The organism is Corallococcus sp. CA041A (assembly GCF_003612075.1).
In the GTDB taxonomy this organism is placed as follows: domain Bacteria; phylum Myxococcota; class Myxococcia; order Myxococcales; family Myxococcaceae; genus Corallococcus; species Corallococcus exiguus.
In genome coordinates, this window is the sequence record NZ_RAWF01000187.1 from 1 (window position 1) to 19,581 (window position 19,581).

Below are 19,581 nucleotides of genomic sequence, written 5' to 3' on the forward strand. Positions count from 1 at the left end.
GAGGCCGGACTCGGTCTTCACCGCGCCGGGCTCCTTGGCCTTCTCCTCCAGGAACTTCGCGGACTTCTCCTTCTCCGCGGTGGCCTTGCGCAGCGAACGCTCGCGCGCGAGGTCCTGGAGCTTGGGGAGGGGCACACGAGCTGCGCCTTGCCGCCGACCTTCATCTTCTGGAGGCCCTCGGTCCAGCACTTGATGACGCCCTGGAGCGGGAACTGCGTGGGCTCACCGCGCTTGTAGGAGGAGTCGAACTCCTTGCCGTCCGCGAGCGTGCCCTTGTAGTGCACCTTCACGATGTCGGAGGCCTGGGGCTGGGGACCGGTGCCCGCCTGGGTCTCCTTGTAGATGAGGCCGGACTCGGTCTTCACCGCGCCGGGCTCCTTGGCCTTCTCCTCCAGGAACTTCGCGGACTTCTCCTTCTCCGCGGTGGCCTTGCGCAGCGAACGCTCGCGCGCGAGGTCCTGGAGCTTGGGGCCGTAGGTCTCCAGGTCCACGTCGGTCTTCTGACCGGTGACCTGGGCCGTGAGGCCGGCCTTCACGAACTCCAGCTCCTGCGGGGTCATGTCGAACACGCTGATGCTGCGGCCGATGGACAGGCCCAGCGCGTACAGCGTCTTCTGCTCCTCGGTCTGAGGAGCACCGGCGGTGGCCGCCGCCGTGGAGGTGCCGGTGGCGGAGGTCTCGCCCGGCTTCGCTCCCTGGCCCTGGCAGGCCGTCAGGCTCAGCATCGCCGCGATCAGGATCGTCTTCTTCATCATGATGTCGTCGCCTTTCCTTTGGCTCAGCGGCGGCCGACCGCCCCCCGCTGCATGCCTGGGGCGCGGTCTACTACAGAAAGTGCCCGGCATCCTCTTGGGAACCGTGCTTTCCCCGGATGGGGGTCCATGCAGGTAGGACAACCGGCCGCCGGCCCCCCAACCGGTGGGACGGCCCCGGATTCCCGGCCTGGGAGCGCTGGAAGGGTCCTACCGGGAGGAACGACCGCCAAAGGCCGCCTGGGAGACCAGCAGCAGGACGATGGCGCCCAGGATGGCGCCCAGGAAGCCGGTGGGCTCCGGGTCGCGCCAGTCGGTGCCCCGCCAGACGGACGTGAGGAAGCCGCCCACGAAGGCCCCGGCGACGCCCAGGAGCGTGGTGCCAATGCACCCCAGGCGCTGGTTCCCCGGCAGCACGGCCCGGGCGATGAGCCCCGCGAAGAAGCCGAAGATGATCCACCCCAACAGCCCCATGACGTCCTCCCCGTGCGGCGAGTGAAGGCCCGCAATGTGGCGCAGGGGAAGCGGGGGCGGAAGTCCATCCCGGCGTCGCATAGGCTGCCGCGTGACCCATGAGCCCCCTCCGCCGAGCCACCCGGGACGACAACGCCGCGCTGCTGGACCTGTTCGGCGACGTGCCCATGACCGGGGACCTGGTGCTCAGCACGCAGCGGTCGCCGGACTACTTCGGCCTCTTCGCCATGCAGCGAGGTGACGCGGAGGTCTGGGCCCACGGTGAAACATCCCGCCTGGACGGAATGGGCGCCATCCACGTCCGCGACGGATGGCTGGAAGGCAGACCGTGCCGCGTGGGCTACCTGGGCGATTTGCGCACCCGCTTCTCCGCGCGCCGCGCCCGGGGCCTGGCCCGGTTCTATGGCCCCGTCCTGGAGGAGACCGCCCGCCGCCACGGCGTGGACGTGTTCCTCACCGCCGTCATGGCCTCCAACGCGGCCGCGCTCCAGGCGCTCGTGCGTCGTGGCGCGTCCCGGGAAGCGCAGCCGCACTACCACCTGATGCGCGCCTTCTCCGCCGTCTCGCTCCAGTTCGTGCTGCGCCGCAAGCCGCGCCCCAGCCGATACACCGTGCGCCAGGCCACCGCCGCGGACGTGCCCGCCATGGCCGCGCTACTGGACGCGGACCACCGTCAACGCCCCTTCGGCTACCGCTTCGACACTGGTGAGCTGGAGCACCGGCTCGCGCACTGGCCGCGGCTTCGCGTGGAGGATTCGTTCCTCGCGTTCGACCCCGCGGGGAACCTCGTCGGCTGCACCTCCGCGTGGAACCCCGACGCCGTGAAGCGCTACCGCGTGCTCGCGTACCGGGGCGGCATGAAGTGGGTCCGCCGGGGCTTCAACGCGCTCGCCACCGTCACCGGCGCGCCCCGCCTGCCCGCGCCCGGCGGCGACTTCCGCTACTTCTACCTCTGCAACACCAGCATCCCCTCGGAGGACCCTGGCGTCCTGCGCGCGCTGCTGGACGCCGTCTACGCCGCGTTCCACGGCCGGGGCTTCCACTTCTTCACCGTGCAGCAGGACGCCAGTGACCCGCTGGCCTCGGCCTTCGATGGCTTCATCCAGCGGAGGCTGGACTTCCACCTCTACGCCGTCACGCCCGCGTCGCGCCCCCCGAGGACCTTCCCCGGGGGACGCACCGGCTTCGAAATCTGCCTGCCCTGACGCTCACACCACGCGCGTCTTCCAGCGCCCGCGCCGGAACAACACGATGCCCAGCACGGACATCAACGCGAAGGCCGCCGGCACCGCCCAGTACGCGCCCACCGAGCCCAGGCCCACCGGATGGGCCAGCACCCACGCCAGCGGCAGCTCCAGCACCCAGAGACACCCCAGGTCGATGAGCGTGGGCGTGCGCGTGTCCCCCGCGCCGTTGAACGCGGAGGTGATGACCATGCCGTACGCGCACGACAGGAAGCTCAGGCTGAAGATGCGCAGCGCCGTGGCCCCTTCGTCCACCACCGCCGCATCCGTCGTGAACGCGCCCAGCAGCGGATGCGCGAAGATGAAGAACGCCACGCCGATGGTGCCCAGCACCATCAGGTTGTACTTGCCCGCCAGCCACACCGCCTTCGCGCCCCGCTCCGGGTCCCCCGCGCCCATGCTCTGCCCCAGCAGCGTGGCCGCCGCGTTGCCCAGGCCCCACGCGGGCAGCAGCGCGAACATCACGATGCGGATGGCGATGGTGTAGCCCGCCAGCGCCGTGCTGCCGAACGACGACACGATGCGCACCAGCACCACCCAGCTGGACGTGGTCACCAGCGCCTGCACCATGCCCGCGCTCGACAGCCTCAGCATCGCGAGCATCGTCGCGGGCTCCAGCGACACGTGCTCGCGCCGAATCTGGAGCCGGCCGTTGGACCGCACCAGCCGGAAGAGCTGGTACACCACGCCCGCGCTCCGGCCCAGCGTGGTGGCCCACGCCGCGCCCACCACGCCCATCTCCGGAAACGGCCCCCAGCCGAAGATGAGACACGGCGCGAGCACGATGTTGAGCCCGTTGGCCAGCATCAGCACGCGCATCGCGATGGCCGCGTCACCCGCACCCCGGAAGATGGCGTTGATGAGGAAGAGCAGCAGGATGCTCACCACGCCGCCCATCATCACGCGCGTGTAGCCCACGCCGTGCTCCAGCACCCAAGGCGAGCCGCCGAGCGCCTCCATCATCGGCCGGGCGAAGATGATGCCCGCCACGGCCAGCACCGTGGAGATGATCACCCCCAGGCCAATGGCCTGCACCGCCGTGCGTCCCGCGCGCTCCGCGTCCTTCTCTCCAATACGCCGGGCCACCATCGCCGTGGCGCCGATGCTCAGGCCCATGCCGGCCGCGTAGATGATGGTGAGGATGCCCTCGGTGAGTCCCACCGTGGCCACCGCCTCCGCGCCCAACCGGCCGACGAAGGCGACGTCCACCACGGCGAACACCGACTCCATGCACATCTCCAGCACCATGGGCACGGCCAGCAGGAAGATGGCCCTCCCGAGCGGCAGCTGGGTGAGGTCCTGCTCCGAGCCGTGCAGGGCCTCCTTCACGAGGGACCACAGCCCCTTGTTCACGGCGTCGCGGCTGGCCACGGGCTCGGGTGCCTGGGCGTGGCGGTCCGCCAACGGTGTCTCTTCCACGGGGTGAGGCCTTTCGAGAGCGAGGGGACTTCCTACCGCGAAACGCCCACACGTGGCGCCCAGCGACGCGGCTTCCTACGCCCGCTGCCACCCACTCCTGACATCTGAAGGTGCCGCACCCACCCTCATCGAGCCAGCAGGTGAGCGTCCGCTGCTGGACGGCTGCGTCGTGCCTTTGGACAACATGCCCTTGGGAGAGCCGGGAGTAGCTTGCTGCATCCCGATGAGTCCCTTACCCGCGACCGCTTCTCTCCTGCCCACCGCGGTAGGTCCTCATTTCACCCTGGCCTCGTCCGCGCGACTGCTGGGCTCCACGCAAGTGGGGCCCGGGGCCATCATCTCCCGAGGCGCCGTCGTGCGCTCGGTGGGAGGCTCCGTGATGTTGGGGGCCTTCTCCACGCTGCGCGAGGACGCGGTGGTGGTGGGCACTCCCGAACGGCCCACGTCCATCGGAGAGAAGACCGTGCTCGGTCCGCGCTCGCTCGTGATGGGTGCGCGTGTGGGGTCGCTGTGCGACATCGGCGACGGCGCCATCCTGATGCCCGGCGTGACACTGGGCGACCGCTGCCTGGTGGGAGAGGGCACGGTGTTGCCGCCGGGCATGACGGTGCCGGATCAATCCGTGGTGCTGGGCCGGCCGGGACAGGTCCTGCGGATGCTCTCCTCCGAGGACCTGACCCACCTGCAGCAGCGCCGGGGCGGCGACCTGTCGCTGCCCGCCGCTCCATTGACCCCTTTCTCCGCGCGAGACCGCGCCGAGGACGCCCCCATGGGACAGCTGTACGCCTTTCGCGACCGTCACCCCTTCGTCCACCCCACCGCCACCCTCTTCTCCTCCGCGGAGGTGTCCGGTGACGTGGTCATCGGCGCGGGGGCCATCATTGGCGCGGGCGTGAAGATCACCGGCGACCTGAACGGTCCGGTGCGCATTGGCGCGCGGGTGCAGATTCTGGAGAACACGGTGCTGCACCTGCAGCCGGACACCATGCTGGTGCTGGATGAGGGCGTGGTGGTGGGCCCGGGCTGCATCCTGCACGCGTGCAACCTGGGCGCGGGCACGGTGGTGGAGCCCGGCGCCATCCTCTGCGAGGGCAGTCACCTGGGGAAGGGCTGCCACGTGGCCGCCGGCAGCCTGGTGAAGGCGCGCGCGGTGTTCCCGGACTACGCGCTGGTGGAGGGCTTCCCCGCGGCGCAGGTGGGCACGCGCACGTCGCCGCCGGAGCCGCCGCGCTGGGTGCTCAGGCCGGAGGACCTGCCGGGCCTGCGGCGCATGGGGTGAGTGGATTTGCACTGGCCGTGCGCCCTCTGGCAGGGTCGCGGCCATGGACGCCGTCAATTCAATCATCGAGATCGCGGGCCCGCTGATGTTGGGCCTGGCCTGTGGCGCGCTCTTCCGGAAGTTCGTGTACCCGCGCGTCCTCGAGCAGTTGGGAAGCCTGGCCCGGCCGGTGACCTCCTCCGCCAACACGTGGATGCTGGTGGTGCAGATCTGCGCCACGCTGGGCCTGGCGGTGGCGTGCCATGCGTCCAACGCCATGGCGACGCTGATGTGGGCGCATGAGCATCTGCCCCCGATGCCCTTCCCGCTCACCCTGGGGCTGATCCACTGGGTCTTCCTGGGTGCGACCTTCTTCTCCGGGTACTTCCTGGCGCTGATTCCCTCCTCGGAGGCCGAGGAGGAGCAGGCCTCCCGCACGGTCTAGACCCAGAAGACCACGTCGCGCTCCGCGTCCTCGGGGCCGGAGCCGTGCGCGCCTTCGCGAAGCCAGCGGCGGTACGCCTCGATGTCCGCGTGGTGCAGGTCCGCCTCCGTGCCCGAGTACACGCCGCCGCCGGGACCATCCGTCAGTCCCTGGCGCTGCGTCTCCATGATGCGGACGTCCTGCTGGATGACCTGCCGCGTGTACCAGCGCACCAGCGGCGTCAGCGCGCGGCCCACCCACGCACCCGGAACGTCCACCGGCAACCGGTAGCTGATGGCCGTGTACACGAGCGTGTCCGTGGGCCCGATGGGCGTGCACTGTGAGTTGATGGCGAAGCCGCTGTCTCCCCACTGGTAGTCCACGCGCGTGACGTTGGGGACGATGAACTCATCCGTGTGCACGAGTGGCAGGCCGCGCGGGTTGAACAGCCGCCCCAGGCCCGTGAGCGCGTCCTCCTCCTGGTGGTAGGTCATCCGCACGCGGCCCGCGTGGCGCTTCACCGTGGAGGGCACGCGCTTGCGCGTGGGATTGCGGAACCAGCCCCGGTGCACGAAGGACGTGTGCGGCACGTCCATGAAGTTCTCCACCAGGTTCGTCACGCCGTTCGCGAAGCGCGTGACCATGAAATAGACGGTCCAGCCGCGCTCGCCCCAGTAGGGCACGCGGAAGGGTTCCGCGCGGGCGTGGGTGACGTCCGTGCCCAGGTAGACGTAGACGAGCCCGTCCTGTTCCCGCGCGGGGAAGCGCGCAAGCCGTCCCAGGTCGCAGGGCGCGGGCTTGAGGCCTTCGTGCGCGCAGGCGCGAGCGTCCAGCTTCTCCCCACGTTGGGGAGGGCCCAGCGCGGGGATCTCCACCACCGCGCCGGACGCGTCGTAGACCCAGCCGTGGTACGGGCAGCCGAGCCGTCCGTCGAACACGTCGCCCTGGGACAGACGCGCGTTGCGGTGGAGGCAGCGGTCGCGCAGCGCGGTGGGTGCGCCGTCGGGTCCGCGGAAGAGGACCAGCCCCGTGCCGAACACGGTGCGCGCGACGGGCTTGTTCGCGGGCAGCTCCGTGGAGAGGCACGCCACGTACCAGAAGTCCTTCAGCGCGCCGCAGCGAGCGAGGTCCGCCTCCGCGTCCAGGTCCACCGTGAGCATCGTCATGATGTCCCTCTTCCGAACCACTCCGCCCAGCCGGCCTGGCGGTGCAGGTCCACGGGCTTGATGTCGCCCGCGCGCTGACCGAGCTGGATGCATCGGGCCTCGTAACGCCGGGCCCCCTGCGTCACGCGCACCGCGTGCACCGGACCGAGCTGTCCCAGCTCCCGTGCGTAGCGGTAGTGGTGGCCTTCGCACAGGGCTCGCTCCACGTTCGCGGCCGTGGCGTCCAGCTGGTTCGTGGGCAGGTCCGTCTCCAGGAAGAGGCGGTAGGCCGGCGGTGTCCCCCACTCCGGCGCGAGCATGGCGAAGGCGGGACGCGTGGGGCCCAGCGCGGCGTCCAGGACCGTGCCCACTCGCGCGGCGGAGAGCTTCTCGCCCACGAGGTCTGACACGGCATCCGCTCGGCCGAGGAACCGCAGACAGGGCGTCGCGTGCACGAAGCCTTCCACGCGGACGAGGTCCCCCAGCCGGTAGCGCAGCAGTCCGCCGGACGTGGAGAGGAGTACCGCATAGGTGCGGCCCGCCGTCAGCTCGTGCGCCAGGAGTGGGCGTGCGTCTGGGCGCTCCGGGTCCATGAACTCGATGAAGTGACTCCGGACCGCGAGCACTGGCGCGGGCGCTTCGAAGAGGGGCACCGTGATGACGCCCTCCGTGGCGAGCAGGCCCTTGCCCTGGACCTCGACGCCCGGGAAGCGCCGGCATGCGCCAGCCACGGCGTGCAAGGCCTGGGCGTCCGTCCACATGCTCAGGAGCGCGAGCCCTGGCCAGAGCGTGCGTCCGTCGCGCAGGGCGGCGCGCAGCACCTGGGCCCTCGGGATGTCACGCACGCCCTGGAGCCCCTGCACGAGCGCCGTCCAGGCAGGGTCGCTAGCCACGGGTGTGCCGTCCGCGTCCTGTTCAGGAGGCCGCAGCGTGCCGCGCTCCAGGTCCTCCGCGAGCCGCTCGCCGTGCCGCTCCAGTGCGTCCATCAGGAGCGTGAGGAAGCTGGGGTTCCAGACGCTGATCAGCGACAGGTTCGAACACCGCACGAGGAACCACAGCGTCACGTAACGGCACGGTTCGACGTGGGGAGCCTGACCCACCGAGCCCGGCACGGCGAAGACGCGAGAGAGCAGCGGCTGCAACGGGCGCGGGAACCACGCGCTGTCCTCCGCCGAGCCCACCGGAATGCCGCCCGACGTCCGGTGCTGTCTCCGGCCCAGAGGAGAGATGGACCAGTAGCTGGGGCCTTCGCGCACCGCGGGGCGGCGCAAGAAGACCTCGTGCAGCATGGGCGCGAGCGCGCGCTGGAACTCGCGCAGCAGGCCCTGCGTCACCGGCACCCGCTTGGACGCACCCGAGGAACCACCGGACAGCTCGAAGCGCAGCACGGGCTCGCGAGTGAGGACCCGCGCTTCGCCCCGCGCGATGCGTTCGACATCTTCCGCCACCGTGTCCGGCGTGGTGATGGGCACCGCGTCCTGGAACTCCCGAGCGGTGCGGATACGGCCGAAGTGCGGCAGCCGCTCCGCCTGTGCCGTGCCCTCCACGGCGCGGAGGATGCGCGCCAGACACTCCGCCTGCGCGACCTCCGGCTCGCGCAACGCATGACGGAAGCGCAGCGCGGACGGCGTCAGCGCCGCCATCGTGGCGGACAACATCGCACGGGAAGTCAGCACTCCTCGCCCCCACGCGGATTCGCGGACAGCGCGGATGAGACCAGCGCCGCCATCGTGGCGGACACCATCGCACGGGAAGTCAGCACGTCACGTCCCCACGCGGACTCGCGATGCGTCCCGCTCCCGCCGGGCCCAGCGACGCAGCTGGCCCCAGACGCTTCGAGCCAGCGCCCTCGCCAGGTCCCAGCCGCGGATCTCCACCAGACACACCAACTCCTCGCCCTCGGCGTGACCGGGGTTGCGTTCCGCGAAGTAGGCGATGTGCGGATGAGCCGCCGCGTCGCGGTCGATGGGCGAGACGCCGTCCCGCACCCGGTAGTGCGCGCCATCGAAGCGCAGCGTTCCCTTCGCCGCGTCGTACTGCGCACCGAACCACCGCGTCGCCAGTCCCCGCAGGAACTCCGAACGGCCTTCCGGTGGAGCCCAATCCCGGCGCGGATGCGTGCGCGGGAAGTAGTTCACCGCCAACAGGTACGTCTTGTATCCGCCCGACAAGAGCAGCCAGTACAGCGGCCTCCACGGCCGGCGCAGCTTGCGCGCGAGCAACAACCTTCCGAACACCACCTGCAACGTCTTGTGGCCCCACCAGTCCGGATGGATGACCGTGTCACCCGAGTACAGCACCTCCACGCCACCCTCCTCCGCCACCCGTACCGTGCTGAACCCCACCAACTCCCGCGTGCGCCGGGCATGCAGCAGGAACACCCACTGCTTCGCGTCCAGGTCCGCGTGGAAACGCTCGGCGCTCACGCCCACGTAGCAGCACTGCATCAGCGCCAGCATCCGCGCCCGGGTGCCGGCGTCCAGGTCCTCCCGCCGCACCGTGGTGCCCTTCATCGCGGAGAGCATCGCTTCAGGGCCCTCCCCGCAGCGCAGTGGGCGCGGGAGGCTGACGCACCTCCTGGTAGCGGTCCGCCTCCAACGTCACCTCCTGCGGCTGCGCGCCATACCAGTGGATGACCGCCTTCACCGGTCCCGAGTGACGGCCCAGGCCGAAGTGCAGCCGGGGATCCGCGGACGCGGAGAACCCGCCCATCAGCCCCACCTCGCGCACCTGCTCCACGCGTTTGCCGTTCTCCTCGTAGGACACCACCACGCGCGTGCCCACCGCGCTGCGGTGCGTGCGCTGACCGTCTCCCACCAGCGACAGGCCCACGAAGTGCGCGTCCGGCTTCGCGTCCGTGGCGCTGGCTCGCAGCGTGTTGCGGTACAGCGACACCGGCGCGTGCTGGTTGGTGATGAGCACGTCCAGGTCGCCGTCGTCATCCAGGTCCGCCATCAACACGCCGCGCGAGTTGTCCGGCGCTTCGATGCCCACCTCTTTCGCCACATCCACGAAGTGCCCCGGCCTCGCGTCGCCCAGGTTGAGGTACACGCGGCGCGCCTCGTTCGGATAGAGCACGCGGCCCCGGATGTCGCCCCACTTGTCCGCGTACGTGTGCACCTCCGGGCCGGACTGCATCAACTTGTGGTTCACGTACCAGTAGTCGTTGCGCTGCCCCGCCGGGATGCGCCACTTCTCCGCGTCCAGGCGCGCGTCCACCATGCCGTTGGCCTGCACCAGGTCCGGCCACCCGTCGTCGTCCAGGTCCCCCGCCGCCGCGCCCCAGCCGAAGCGGCGCTCGTTCAGCGCGCCCCGGAAGGTGGCCTCGTCCTTGAAGCGAGGGACGAAGGCGTCCTCGCCCGGCCCCACCATCCACAACAGGCTGCCCTCCGCCTGGAGCGAGTGGTGCACGTTGGACACGTACACATCCAACCAACCGTTGCGGTCGAAGTCCGCCACGCTCGCGTTCATGCCCTTGTACGTGTCGCGGCCAATCTCCCCGAAGCGGTTGCCCACGATGTGGCGGAAGTGCCGGCCGCCCTCGTTCAGGTAGATGTCGTCCGGCCCGAAGTCGTTGGCCACGTAGAGGTCCGTCCACCCGTCCTGGTTCAGGTCCACCGTGCTCACCGCGAGCGACCAGTGCGTCTCCTTCAGGCCCAGCGCCTCCACGTCCTGCTTCTCGAACGTGCCGTCCCCTCGGCCCCGGTAGAGCGCGTTGCGCCCACCGTTGCTCGCGTTGTGCCAGCCGTCATGCATGAAGCGCAGCATGCGGCGGTCACCCGCGTACTCGGGCTCGGGCAGCTTGAAGAGGTTGAGCGGCGGCGCGGGCTCCGGGTAGTCCGGCAGGTGCGTCGTCATGGCGTTGAGCACCAGCAGGTCCAGGTGCCCGTCGCGGTCGTAGTCCAGGAACGTGAGGCCCAGGCTCACCGCGTGGTCCGTCACGCCCGCGGCTTCCGTCACGTCCTCGAAGCCCGCGGTGCCCGTCTCGCGCAGCGTGTTGCGCAGCAGGCGCACCGGCCCGAAGGCCACCGCCACCGCGAGGTCCAGGTCCCCGTCCCCATCCCAGTCCACGAACGTCCCGCCGCCCGCCAGGCCCTCCTCCTTGTAGCGAGTGGCGAAGCGCTCCAGCGCGGGCACGGGGACGCGTTCGAAGCGCAGCCCGCCCAGGTTGCGGTACAGGCCCGCGTGGTGCTCCGGCGTGCCCAGCGGGTGCGTGAGGAACAGGTCCAGCTTGCCGTCCCCGTCGAAGTCGCCGGTGGCCACCGCGTCGCCCACCGCGACCAGCCACTTGGCGACGTGGGCCACGCGCGGATCCAACTCCTCCAGCGTGCGACCCATCTGGGAGTCCAGGCCCGCTTGCTTGAGGTCCTGCGCGTTCAGGTGGAACGCGAGCGGCGCCTGACGCTCCCCCTGCGCCGCTGACACCGAGTAGCCCGTCGCCAGCACCGCCCCGAGTCCCCCCACCACGCCCACGCGCTTGAGCATGTCCGGAGCCAGGAGCCCGTGCAGCGCCGCGCCCCGGGTGCGCCACAGCTCGCGCGCGTGCATGAACACGAAGCGGGAGGTGGCCACGGTGAGCGCCGCGTAGAAGAACGTGTAGACGCTCTCCTTCAGGTGCAGCACCAGGTCCACGCAGGTGATGGCCAGCGCGACCAGCACCTGGGCCTTTGGCGTCGCGGGCGACGTCGCCGGGTCGGTGAGCATGTAGAAGACGAAGATGAAGAACGACGGCGCGCCCAGCGTGCCCAGGAACAGCACCTCCGGCGGCAGGTGGTGGCGGAGGATGAACGCTCGCAGCGCCGTCTGGAGCGCGTAGAAGGTCAGGAAGCTGATCACCAACCAGCCGCGGCCCACGCGGAAGAAGAACAGCACCATCGCCGCCATCACGATGAAGGCCGACAGCGCGACCTCGCCGTTGGCCCACTGGTAGGCGGGCGCGGCGGTGATGAGCTCGCGCGTGGTGAGCAGCGACACGGCCACCGCGAACATCGACGGGTTGAAGACGTGCCGCCCCTGGAAGGTCAGCACGTACTTGGAGCCGATGGCCAGCCACACCGGCAGCCACAAGAGCGTACTCGCGCGCGAGTAGTTCAAGAGCAGCGCCAGCGAACAGCAGGAGATGTACGCGGAGAGCGGCACCTCCTTGCGCCGCTTGAGCACCCATCCCAGGACCGCGTCCAGCAGCGTGCCGGAGACGACCAGGAAGGCCATCTGCCCGGGGCTGCGGTTGAAGCCGAAGAAGGTGAAGCCCAGCACTCCGTAGAGCGTGAGCAGCGCCGCGAAGGGCAGCCTCGGGTCGTTCCAGCGGGGGAACACCCAGCCGCCCCACTCCACGCGCGTGCCCGTCAGGGCCGGCTGCGTCGGCATCTCCACACTCATGATTGACCGTCCCGGTGCACGCGCGGAGCGTGCCGTGCCCGTCTCCGGGTGTCCAATCCGCACGGGACTTGCGTCCGGCGCCCATGCATGGAGTCCTGGCGCCCGATGTCCTCTTCCCTGCCTCGTCGCGCGGCGGTGCCTCGCGAGCTGCTCGTTCCCGCAACGCCCTCCGGACTGCTGCGCCTGGCGGCCGTGGAGTGGACGGGGATGGCCCTGGGGTGGGCGGTCATGGCTTGGGCTCCTCCGGTGCTGGTGCCGTTGGCGGTGCTCGTCGTCGCGGGACGGCTGCATGCCCTGGGCGTCCTGCTTCATGACGCGGTCCACCTGCCTTCGCGAAGGCGGGAATGGCGACTGTGTCTGCTGGAGACCGTCACGGGGTACCCCATTGCGTCCACGCTGGAGGCGATGCGCTACCACCACCTTCGCCATCATCGCGACGCGGGCCTGCCGTCGGATCCGTACCGCAAGCCTCCGGATGGAGGACGGCTGCGCACGGCGTGGCGGTGGCTGCTGCTCCTGACTGTCATCCCCGGCTGGGTGCTGCGGGGACCGGTGGGGCTTTGCGCGTGGATGTTGCCTTCGCTGCGCACGGCATATGGGCGCGTGTTCCTGCAGGACCGCTCCGGACGGGTGCTCACGCGCGACGCGGAGGTGGCGGCGTGTGCTCGGGCGGAGGCGGGGCAGGTGCTGTTCCACCTGGGCGTGCTGGCGCTGGCGGTGCGGTGGCCTTCCGCGGTGCTGTGGGGGTATGCGGTGCCGTTGCTGGTGGCGTCTGGATTCAACGCGCACCGGTTGCTCGCGGAGCACACCGCCGCGCCCGTGCAGGGGCGGAAGCTGGAAGATGTGTTCGCGTGCACTCGCGACCATGGGCTCGGATGGTGGGGAGGGTTGGGATTGGCGCCCCGGCACGTGGGGATGCACGTGGTGCATCACCTGCATCCGCAGGTGTCCTTCACGCATCTGCCCCGGCTCCGCGCGTGGTACGTCGAGCGGTTTCCCCACCACTATCCCCGGCCTCGTTCCTACTGATGCTCACTTCGTCGACGCGGGTGTTCCTGGGGGTGGCGTTGCTGGCGTGCGCGAGCGCGGCGGTGGTGTTCCGGCGCAGGCAGAACGCGCAGGGTGGCCGAGGTGGACGCATCTCCGGGCCCAAGATGGCGTGGCTGCTGTACGCGGTGTTCCTCTGGTTCCTGGTGTGCCCGCTGGTGGCGCTGGATGCGTCCGTGCCGATGGAGGCGCGCGTCGTGCTGGGGGCGTTCGCGGTGTCCATGTGGCTGCGCGGTGCCGCGGAGCTCTACATGCTCTACGTGTCGCGCAACTGGCGGCCGCCGTATGGCGTGGGCCATGACCTGGGGTGCATCGCGCTGGTGGGGGCGGGGCTCGTGTACACCGGGGAAAAGTGGGCCGGGGTGCTCGATGGGCGCGACGTGTGGTCGCTGGCGTTGGTGGGGTTGGTGCTGGTGAGCCTGCTGGTGGAGGTGGCGTATGCGGCGCTGTTCCATCAGGCCGTGGAGGGACGCACCACCGGCGAGGATGGGGTGTGGTTCGCGGATGCCGAGCAGGCGCGGTTCCAGCGCATCAACCGGCTGACGCTGGCGCTCAACGTGCCGCTGTATGGGGCGCTGGCGGTGTGGCTGATGATGGGAATGGGGTAGCTACACCACCGGCTGGCGCCAGGCCTTGGACAGGTGGCCAGGGTTTGACTGGTTGAAGCGATGGAGCAGTTCCTCCCGGCCGTGCTCCAGCAGGTACGTGAGTTCCTGGGGCATCAGCGTCTTCACGGTGACGAGCCGGACCTGTCCGTCCGGCATCGTGAAGTGGCCGGGCAGTGTGGGGGTGTCCATGCCCAGGAGCACGCCGACGCGGCCGTCTTTCGTCAGGAGCGATTCGGGCATGCGCTCTCCGTCCACTTCCATGGAGAGGATGCCGGTCCTCGCCGGTTCGCGCAGGTGCTCGTGGCCTACGAGTTCGTTGGCGATTCGTTCCAGCAGCGTCACGGGCCAGTCTGCCTGCGGCTCATTGGTCTCGAGCGCGAGCTCCAGACCAAAGCCCACGGAGGGTTCCACGGCCTCCACGAAGAAGTCGGAGAGGCCGTCCGTCACGAAGAGGGTGCGTCCTTCGGGCCGGTGGATGACTCGCCAGACCTGGCGCCTCGCGGGCCAACCTCCTCCAACGACGATGGGGAGGATGGCTTTTTCATCCAGCGTGCCGAGGGTGCGCCAGAACGCGGTGCGGGCTGTTTCTGTTCGCGCGTAGAGGGCCTGGAGCTTGCGGTTGTGCTCACGCTGTTCCGGGCTGACTTCGCTCGGGCCTGTGACTTCCCGGAACTTCACTCCAGTGATGTTCGCGTGCTCCAGCGCCTCCTTGATGTCCTCGGAGACGATGAGCACGATGCTCCACCCCCAGGTGCGGAAGACCTTGGCATCGCCCACCTTCGTCGGATCGATGCGCATGCCAGAGACGTCCCTGTATTTCCCCACCTTCTCTGGGCGCCCATCTTCAGGCTTCCAATACAGCACCTCTTCGGAAGCCTCGTCGTCGATGCACCTGACGAGACGGAGCACGTTGACGAGGAAGTGCGGTCCGGGCTCCGATGCAACCGTCACGGGGAGCAGCTGAACATCATCCGGGGCGAGCCGGGTCAGGATGGCTGCCGCTTGAGCCTGAATGACGGGCGCCAGGCCGATGCCCGCCAGCGTGAAATCCAGTGGCTGGCCGACATGGTCGACCGGAATCTTCAAGGGCGTTTCCAGGCTGACGGGTTCACCCTTCCTGAACATCCATGGATTGGCGACCTCCCGGCCGGACGCATCAATGGGATCGCCTAGCGACCACCGACCGGGGACATGCAGATCGTCGATCAGCTCGAAGTACCGCATCGCCACGAGAGACTCCCGCCCAGCTATGACTTCGTGACCCACTTATTGAGCGTCGTGCTCGTGTTCAAGATGTCGCTGGCGAGCCGACGAAGCTCGTTTGTGAGCGCCTCGCGGCATTGATGGATGCTGCCACAGTCTTCCATTGCTTCGTTCAACCGGGAGAGCACTCTTTGATGGTACGCCTCGGGATGGGGACCCTTGTGGCCCGGGACACGGACTTTGTTCGCGGGATCATCCAAGGACATTCCAGCCCGGTCGAAGAGCCTCTGGAACTGGGGCGACCACGGACCACCGTTGTGCGTGGCTTCCCACCATTTGTTCGTGGCGATGTGATGCTCGTGGACGTCGACGGGCACGGGGACGTTCCGCCCCTTGGCGGACATCGCCACCACGTTGGGGGCCAGTGCGAGGGTCACCTCGCCGCTCGCGGACACCGCGATTGCTGAGACCTCCGCCGCGGCCACCAGCCGGAAGCCTCCCTGCTCCGCTCCCACCAGCGCGGCCTGCGCTGAACCGGGCAGTGTCGCGACCCTCGTCGCCAGCGTCTGCGCCGTGCTCCCCAGCGCCGCCATCGCCAGCATCACGAAGGCCCGTGCCGCTTGCTTGCCCATCACCTCGCCGTACTTCTCTCCTGCGTCCCGGATGCCGTCGAACGTCTCCGCCTCCCTCACCTCCGCCGCCAGCACCCTCCAACCCTGGATGAGACTCCACACCGTGTCCCAGCCCAGGTACGCAATCAGCGCCACCGTCAGCGTCGCCGCCACGCCCTTCGACAGCAGCGGCTCCGGTACCAGCCACAGGCTGAAGTAGACCGCTCCCGTCATCACCAGCAGAGACACCGTCGCCTCGGGGTCCACCATCCCCTCCAGCGCTTCGGCCGTCTCCTCCCACACCGAGTCCAACGCGATGCGGAAGGCCAGCGTCCGCTTGCCCTCCTCATCCAGCGTCAGCCCTCCGTCCAACAGGTGCAGGCAATCTCCGGACAGCCGCTTGCGCACGCACCAGCGTCCGTAGGCGGCCTCCAGCTCCGTGCTCCCTTGCGACACACGGACGCGTCCCTGCCTCGGGTCATCCACGGACACGACACCCAGCGAGGCTCGCGGACGGTCCGCTCCAGGATTCAACAGCCGGAGTGCTTCCCTCCTCGGATGCACGGACGCCGGCGCTCCACGCGCCAGCGTCCGCACCGCATTCTCGAAGGTGTCGCCCTCCAGCGACACGGGCCGCGTGTCCGTGCGCGGCGTGTGCTCACGCGCCCGGCCTTCTCCCGTGTCCAACCGCCATGTCCGTGACGTCGCGCAGCCCGTCACGAACAGCATCCACATCACCCACAGCCAGCGCAGCGACATGGACTGCCTCCAGGTCTGGGCTACTACACCACGGGCTGGCGCCAGGCCTTGGACAGGTGGCCAGGGTTGGACTGGTTGAAGCGGTGGAGCAGTTCCTCCCGGCCGTGCTCCAGCAGGTACGTCAGCTCCCGGGGCATCAGCGTCTTCACGGTGACGAGCCGGACCTGTCCGTCCGGCATCGTGAAGTGCCCCGGGAGTGCTGGGGTGTCCATGCCCAGGAGCACGCCGACGCGGCCGTCCTTCGTCAGGAGCGATTCGGGCATGCGCTCTCCGTCCACTTCCATGGAGAGGATGCCGGTCCTCGCCGGTTCGCGCAGGTGCTCGTGGCCTACGAGTTCGTTGGCGATTCGTTCCAGTAGCGTCACGGGCCAGTCTGCCTGTGGCTCGTCGGTTTCGAGCGCGAGCTCCATGCCGAAGCCCACGGAGGGTTCCACGGCATCCGCGAAGAAGTCTGAGAGGCCGTCCGTCACGAAGAGGGTGCGTCCTTCGGGCCGGTGGATGACTCGCCAGACCTGGCGTCTCGCGGGCCAACCTCCTCCGACGACGATGGGGAGGATGGCGTTTTCGTCCAGCGTGCCCAGGGTGCGCCAGAACGCGGTGCGGGCCGTTTCGGTCCGGTCGTAGAGCACCTTGAGCTTGCGGCTGTGCTCACGCTGCTCCGGGCTGATGGCACTGGGACCTGTGACTTCCTCGAACCTCATCCCCGTGACGCCCGCACGCTCCAAGCCCTCCTTGATGTGCTCGGAGACGATGAGCGCGACAGTCCATCCCCAGGGACGGAAGACCTTGGCCTCACCGACCTTTGTCGAATCGATGCGCATGTTGGAGACGGCCCGATATGTCCCCGTCTTTTCGGGTCGTTCATCCTCTGGCAGCCAGTACTTCACCTCGCTGGACTGCTGATCATCGATGCATCGAATGTTCCGTGTCGCGACGAGGATGAAATAGGGCTCAGTCTGTCCCTCGACCTCGACAGGAATGATCTGCACATCATTCGATGCCAGTTCGCTGAAGATGTTCGCGACCCGCCGGTGAACAACGGGGGTTCCACCCACGCTCGTCGTCGCGTAGTCCAGGAGCGCGCCTGGATGAGAGATGGGAATCCTGAGCTGCTCCTTGATCTGGACCGGGCAGCCATCCGCGAACTGCCAGATGTCGTCGATCTCCAGTCCCTGGGAATTCCTCGCCTCACCTGGCAACCAGCGATCCTGGATGTCCATGTCATCCAACAGCTCGAAGTACCGCATCTCCATCACCTCCATCCATCAATCGCGAACAACCCAGCCATGAAGGTCCGTGCCCTCTTGAAGGATTTCCCTTCCCAGGTTTTGGAGTTCCTTCGTCAGTGAGTTTCGACACTGAGCGATGCTCTGACATCTGCCAAGCGCGGTCTTCAATCGCCTGAGGATGGTCTCGTGGTACTCGCGAGGATGCGGTCCTTTATGACCAGGAACACGGACCGTGTTCGCCCCATCATCCAGGGACATGCCCGCACGGTCGAAGAGTTCCTGAAACCTGGGTGACCACGGGCCACCGTTGTGCGTCGCCTCCCACCACTTGTTCGTGGCGATGTGATGCTCGTGGACTTCGACTGGCGCGAGGACGTTCCGCCCCTTCGCGGACATCGCCACCGCGTTGGGGGCCAGTGAAAGGGTCACCTCGCCGCTCGCGGACACAGCAATCGCTGAGACCTCCGCCGCTGCCACCAGCCGGAAGCCTCCCTGCTCCACTCCCACCAGTGCGGCCTGAGCTGAACCGGGCAGCGTCGCGACCCTTGTCGCCAGCGTCTGCGCCGTGCTCCCCAGCGCCGCCATCGCCAGCATTACGAAGGCCCGTGCCGCCTGCTTCCCCATCACCTCGCCGTACTTCTCTCCTGCGTCCCGGATGCCGTCGAACGTCTCCGCCTCCCTCACCTCCGCCGCCAGCACCCTCCAGCCCTGGATGAGGCTCCACACCGTGTCCCAGCCCAGGTACGCAATCAGCGCCACCGTCAGCGTCGCCGCTACGCCCTTCGACAACAGCGGCTCTGGCACCAGCCACAGGCTGAAGTACACCGCTCCCGTCATCACCAGCAGGGACACCGTCGCCTCGGGGTCCACCATCCCCTCCAAGGCTTCGGCCGTCTCTTCCCACACCGAGTCCAACGCAATGCGGAAGGCCAGCGTCCGCTTGCCCTCCTCATCCAGCGTCAGCCCTCCGTCCAACAGGTGCAGGCAATCTCCGGACAGCCGCTTGCGCACGCACCAGCGTCCGTAGGCGGCCTCCAGCTCCGTGCTCCCTTGCGACACACGGACGCGGCCCTGCCTCGGGTCATCCACGGACACGACACCCAGCGAGGCTCGCGGACGGTCCGCTCCGGGATTCAACAGCCGGAGTGCTTCCCTCCTCGGATGCACCGACGCCGGCGCTCCAGGCGCCAGCGTCCGCACTGCCTTCTCGAAGGTGTCGCCCTCCAGCACCACGGGCCGCGTGTCCGTGCGCGGCGTGTGCTCACGCGCCCGGCCTTCTCCCGTGTCCAACCGCCATGTCCGTGACGTCGCGCAGCCCGTCACGAACAACACCCACAGCACGCACCACCCGCGCGCTGGCATGTTCGTTTCCGCTCAGCCCCGCAGCGCCACTCCCAGCTCCGCGTCTCCGTGCTTCAGCCAGGTCCTTGCCGCGGACTCCTGCCAGAAACGGCGGAGGATCTTGTCCGTCCCGCTTCCGGACGCCACCCGGTTCAACTGCAACGCGACGATCTGGTTCTGCACCAACTCCGCCACCCGCGTCACCCCGGAGCGCAGCCCGTACTCCTGCACCCTCCGGATGAGATCCGCCGCCTCCGGCGACGCCGGCCGGAACGTTCGCAGGTCCGCTTCGATCTTGATGGCCTGCCCCGCCACTTCATCCGTCGCGGCGCGCAGGTCCTCCACGAAGCGCTGCATCTCCTCCAGCCGGATGTAGCCCTCCAGCGCGAAGCTCACGATGGATTCCGCCCGGTCCACGTCGATTCGATACATCGAGGCCCCCTTCGTGAGACTGCGTCAAACCTTCTCCCCCATCACGCGTCCACGTGCCAACGTCCGGAGGGATGAGTCCCCTATTCAGGACTCCACTCCCACTTGCTCCAGAAGGAGGGCCAGCCCTCGCGCCGCCGCTGCATGCCGCACCTGCCTCCGGTCTCCTTCGAACCGGTGACGCTCCACCACCGCGGCCCTCCCGCGCCGCTGTACCGCGATGAACACCAGCCCCACCGGCTTCGCCTCCGTCCCTCCC

The 19,581-nt window shown here is 69.0% G+C and carries 19 protein-coding genes and 1 pseudogene; 6 read left to right on the forward strand and 14 right to left on the reverse strand.

What is annotated here, in order from left to right; translation table 11 throughout:
• From D7V77_RS46020 to D7V77_RS28445, 3 genes and pseudogenes are all read right to left on the reverse strand, one after another.
• The coding region (locus D7V77_RS46020; protein ID WP_368666205.1) for an FKBP-type peptidyl-prolyl cis-trans isomerase N-terminal domain-containing protein at positions 1-189 on the reverse strand (189 nt) is incomplete at its 3' end.
• Positions 126-752, reverse strand: a pseudogene (locus tag D7V77_RS28440) (FKBP-type peptidyl-prolyl cis-trans isomerase); the annotation flags it as partial. The pseudogene D7V77_RS28440 and the gene D7V77_RS46020, both read right to left, overlap by 64 nt.
• Before the next feature lie 210 nt (positions 753-962).
• Positions 963-1,226, reverse strand: a complete 264-nt coding sequence (locus D7V77_RS28445; RefSeq protein ID WP_120579443.1) for a GlsB/YeaQ/YmgE family stress response membrane protein — start codon at positions 1,224-1,226, stop codon at positions 963-965.
• 98 nt (positions 1,227-1,324) lie between these two features.
• Between D7V77_RS28445 and D7V77_RS28450 the strand changes: the two genes are divergently transcribed.
• On the forward strand, positions 1,325-2,431 hold the full coding sequence (locus tag D7V77_RS28450) for a GNAT family N-acetyltransferase (protein ID WP_120579444.1): 1,107 nt from the start codon (positions 1,325-1,327) through the stop codon (positions 2,429-2,431).
• Positions 2,432-2,434: 3 nt separating this feature from the next.
• Here the strand turns inward: D7V77_RS28450 and D7V77_RS28455 are convergent, their stop codons facing one another.
• Positions 2,435-3,874, reverse strand: a complete 1,440-nt coding sequence (locus D7V77_RS28455; protein ID WP_211487244.1) for an MATE family efflux transporter — start codon at positions 3,872-3,874, stop codon at positions 2,435-2,437.
• Between the two features lie 238 nt (positions 3,875-4,112).
• Here D7V77_RS28455 and D7V77_RS28460 point away from each other — a divergent pair, with 238 nt between their 5' ends.
• Both D7V77_RS28460 and D7V77_RS28465 read left to right on the forward strand, forming a co-directional pair.
• Entirely contained in the window at positions 4,113-5,168 is a 1,056-nt protein-coding gene (locus tag D7V77_RS28460; RefSeq protein WP_120579446.1) for a DapH/DapD/GlmU-related protein, read from the forward strand.
• 43 nt (positions 5,169-5,211) lie between these two features.
• Positions 5,212-5,592: a hypothetical protein gene (locus tag D7V77_RS28465; RefSeq protein ID WP_120579447.1), complete on the forward strand. Its 381-nt coding sequence runs from the start codon at positions 5,212-5,214 to the stop codon at positions 5,590-5,592.
• Here D7V77_RS28465 and D7V77_RS28470 read toward each other — a convergent pair.
• The 4 genes from D7V77_RS28470 to D7V77_RS28485 all read right to left on the reverse strand — a co-directional run bounded on the left by D7V77_RS28470 (position 5,589) and on the right by D7V77_RS28485 (position 12,083).
• Positions 5,589-6,737 carry an aromatic ring-hydroxylating dioxygenase subunit alpha gene (locus D7V77_RS28470; RefSeq protein WP_120579448.1) on the reverse strand — a complete coding sequence of 383 codons (1,149 nt, stop codon included), beginning with the start codon at positions 6,735-6,737 and terminating at the stop codon, positions 5,589-5,591. The two genes, D7V77_RS28465 and D7V77_RS28470, sit on opposite strands and share 4 nt — an antisense overlap.
• On the reverse strand, positions 6,734-8,392 hold the full coding sequence (locus tag D7V77_RS28475; RefSeq protein WP_233597284.1) for a GH3 auxin-responsive promoter family protein: 1,659 nt from the start codon (positions 8,390-8,392) through the stop codon (positions 6,734-6,736). Before D7V77_RS28475 ends, D7V77_RS28470 begins: the two co-directional genes overlap by 4 nt.
• An 87-nt stretch (positions 8,393-8,479) precedes the next feature.
• The gene (locus D7V77_RS28480) at positions 8,480-9,241 is read right to left on the reverse strand and encodes a hypothetical protein (RefSeq protein WP_120579450.1); all 762 of its coding nucleotides are present in this window, start codon (positions 9,239-9,241) and stop codon (positions 8,480-8,482) included.
• Between the two features lie 4 nt (positions 9,242-9,245).
• Entirely contained in the window at positions 9,246-12,083 is a 2,838-nt protein-coding gene (locus D7V77_RS28485; protein ID WP_233597285.1) for an FG-GAP-like repeat-containing protein, read from the reverse strand.
• A gap of 117 nt (positions 12,084-12,200) precedes the next feature.
• Between D7V77_RS28485 and D7V77_RS28490 the strand changes: the two genes are divergently transcribed.
• Together D7V77_RS28490 and D7V77_RS28495 are read left to right on the forward strand one after the other, a co-directional pair.
• Positions 12,201-13,124: a fatty acid desaturase gene (locus tag D7V77_RS28490; RefSeq protein WP_158624507.1), complete on the forward strand. Its 924-nt coding sequence runs from the start codon at positions 12,201-12,203 to the stop codon at positions 13,122-13,124.
• Positions 13,124-13,750: a hypothetical protein gene (locus D7V77_RS28495; RefSeq protein ID WP_120579453.1), complete on the forward strand. Its 627-nt coding sequence runs from the start codon at positions 13,124-13,126 to the stop codon at positions 13,748-13,750. Before D7V77_RS28490 ends, D7V77_RS28495 begins: the two co-directional genes overlap by 1 nt.
• Here D7V77_RS28495 and D7V77_RS28500 read toward each other — a convergent pair whose 3' ends face one another.
• A complete protein-coding gene (locus tag D7V77_RS28500) occupies positions 13,751-14,701 on the reverse strand; it encodes a DUF1629 domain-containing protein (RefSeq protein ID WP_233597286.1) in 951 nt (316 codons plus the stop codon).
• Positions 14,702-14,752: 51 nt separating this feature from the next.
• Here D7V77_RS28500 and D7V77_RS44960 point away from each other — a divergent pair, with 51 nt between their 5' ends.
• Positions 14,753-14,923, forward strand: coding sequence for a hypothetical protein (locus D7V77_RS44960; RefSeq protein WP_233597287.1), 171 nt, complete (start codon positions 14,753-14,755; stop codon positions 14,921-14,923).
• A 74-nt stretch (positions 14,924-14,997) separates the two neighbouring features.
• On the opposite strand, the gene D7V77_RS28505 is transcribed toward D7V77_RS44960, so the two are convergent.
• From D7V77_RS28505 to D7V77_RS28525, 5 genes are all read right to left on the reverse strand, one after another.
• A complete protein-coding gene (locus D7V77_RS28505) occupies positions 14,998-16,323 on the reverse strand; it encodes an AHH domain-containing protein (RefSeq protein WP_120579455.1) in 1,326 nt (441 codons plus the stop codon).
• Between the two features lie 23 nt (positions 16,324-16,346).
• The gene (locus D7V77_RS28510; RefSeq protein ID WP_233597288.1) at positions 16,347-17,576 is read right to left on the reverse strand and encodes a DUF1629 domain-containing protein; all 1,230 of its coding nucleotides are present in this window, start codon (positions 17,574-17,576) and stop codon (positions 16,347-16,349) included.
• Positions 17,577-17,588: 12 nt separating this feature from the next.
• Complete coding sequence (locus D7V77_RS28515; RefSeq protein WP_120579456.1) at positions 17,589-18,914, reverse strand: AHH domain-containing protein; 1,326 nt, start codon at positions 18,912-18,914, stop codon at positions 17,589-17,591.
• Between the two features lie 12 nt (positions 18,915-18,926).
• Complete coding sequence (locus tag D7V77_RS28520; RefSeq protein WP_120566935.1) at positions 18,927-19,325, reverse strand: STAS/SEC14 domain-containing protein; 399 nt, start codon at positions 19,323-19,325, stop codon at positions 18,927-18,929.
• Between the two features lie 84 nt (positions 19,326-19,409).
• Positions 19,410-19,581: CinA family protein (locus D7V77_RS28525; protein ID WP_169822504.1), on the reverse strand; the 172-nt coding region annotated here is incomplete at its 5' end.